Here is a 1,760-nt window from a genome sequence, read left to right on the forward strand (position 1 = left end):
CCCGTGGCCGGGCCGCGCGGTCCGGGTGGCGGTTCCGGCGGCCGCCCCGCGCGCCGCGAGTTCGCTGAGGCGCTCGTGCAGCGCGGCCGCGCCGGGCCGTTCGGCGGGTTCCTTGGCGAGGCAGGCGCGGATGAGCGGTGCCAGCGGCGTCGGTACGGCGGACAGGTCGGGTTCCTCGTGGACGACCCGGTAGAGCATGACCTCGGAGGACGCCCCGGATCCGAACGGGGTGTCCCCGGTGAGCGCGTAGGCGAGGGTGGCCCCGAACGCGAACACGTCGGTGGCGGGGGTGACGGCGGCGCCGCGGACCTGCTCGGGCGCGAGGAAGCCGGGGGAGCCGACGGCGGTGCCGACGTGGGTGAGGGTGCTGGCGCCGCGCGACCAGGCGATGCCGAAGTCGATGATGCGCGGGCCCCGCGGCGAGAGCAGGATGTTGGAGGGCTTGAGGTCGCGGTGGACGACCCCGGCCTCGTGCACCTTGACCAGCCCGTCGGCGAGTGCGGCGCCGATCCGGGCGGCCTCGGGCCAGCTCAGCGGCCCTTCGTCGCCGACCTGCTTGTAGAGGGAGGGCCCGGGTACGTAGGCGGTGGCGAGCCAGGGGCGGTCGGCCTCGATGTCGGAGCCGACGACGCGGGCGGTGCAGCCGCCCCGGATGCGGGAGGCGGCGGCGATCTCGCGGGCGAAGCGGGTGCGGAACTCCTGGTCCTCGGCGAGTTCGGCGCGGATCAGCTTGAGGGCGACGCGCTGTCCGCGGCGGTCGGAGCCGAGGTAGACCACGCCCATGCCGCCGGCGCCCAGTCGCCGGTGCAGGCGGTACGGCCCGACGATGCGGGGGTCCTCACGCCTCAGCCGCATCATCGCCATGTTCCGTTCCCCGTCAGCCTGTGGGTGAGGCCCCGTCGGTTGGGGCATCGTCAGTTCCTGTCTGGCACAGCTTACGGACTGCCCCCTGCGGTGTGCTGATACGCAACACCTCAAGCAGCCGTGTGATTGTCGGATCGTGCGCTGACCCGCAGGTCATAGGGGTGCCGGAGCGTTTCTCGGGGTTGCCCCTCAGGGTTCCCCCGGGGGTGCGGCCAAGGCTCCCTCCCCCTGCGGTAGTACGCCTGAAGTCTGAGCGTCATCCTCCGGGATGCCCGAGGAACAGTACGACGGCATGACGCCCGGAGGGCCCCCTGAGCAATAGCGTTGTGTTCAGCGGTGGACGGGGAGCTCGTCCCCCGAGGTAAGCCGTTCACCGCGCCAACTCGACCGGACCACAGGAGTAAGGGCATGGCACCGCAGCTCACGGGAAACCCCCGCCGTCGGTCGGCCGTCGTCCAGTCCCGGTCGGCCGAGCAGCCCACCAGGCACCCGGCCGTGGCACTGGCCATGGCCCTGCCGTGCGCGGTGGTGCTGGTGCTGCTCTTCGGCGGTTGGGATCAGATGGCGAACCAGGCCCAGGCCGTCGCCGATCTGATCGGCCGCTGAGATCACGCCGGCCCCGACGGGGTCGGCCACAGAACGGGCACTGGTCCCCTGGGGACGGGGAACAGTGCCGCCGGGGAGGCCGCGGCCGCGATGACACGCGGACGGGCGTGTGTGGCGCGCAGAGCGCCCCGGCAGGCGGAGACGCCGCGTACGGACGTCGGTGAGGGCGACCGTACGCGGCTCTTCTCTTTTCCCGCAGCCGTCGTCTTTCTCGGAACCACCGTCAACGCCAAACGGCCGGGGCCGCGATCCTGACGGATCGCGGCCCCGGCCGTTACTGTGCGCGATAC

2 protein-coding genes are annotated in these 1,760 nt (G+C 72.6%); one reads left to right on the forward strand and one right to left on the reverse strand.

Annotated features, from left to right (window positions below):
* Positions 1–864, reverse strand: an 864-nt coding sequence (locus ACFVTF_RS23880) for a serine/threonine-protein kinase (protein ID WP_387816336.1), incomplete at its 3' end; no start/stop codon positions are given.
* 408 nt (positions 865–1,272) lie between these two features.
* Here ACFVTF_RS23880 and ACFVTF_RS23885 point away from each other — a divergent pair.
* A complete protein-coding gene (locus ACFVTF_RS23885) occupies positions 1,273–1,470 on the forward strand; it encodes a hypothetical protein (RefSeq protein ID WP_371516239.1) in 198 nt (65 codons plus the stop codon).
* The last annotated feature ends 290 nt before the right edge of the window (positions 1,471–1,760 follow it).

The sequence above is a fragment of the Kitasatospora sp. NPDC057940 genome (assembly GCF_042887425.1).
In the GTDB taxonomy this organism is placed as follows: Bacteria; Actinomycetota; Actinomycetes; order Streptomycetales; family Streptomycetaceae; genus Kitasatospora.

Coding starts and splice junctions, on each gene's coding strand:
- ACFVTF_RS23885 (WP_371516239.1), top strand. CDS start 1,273: ATGGCACCGCAGCTCACGGGAAACCCCCGCCGTCGGTCGGCCGTCGTC.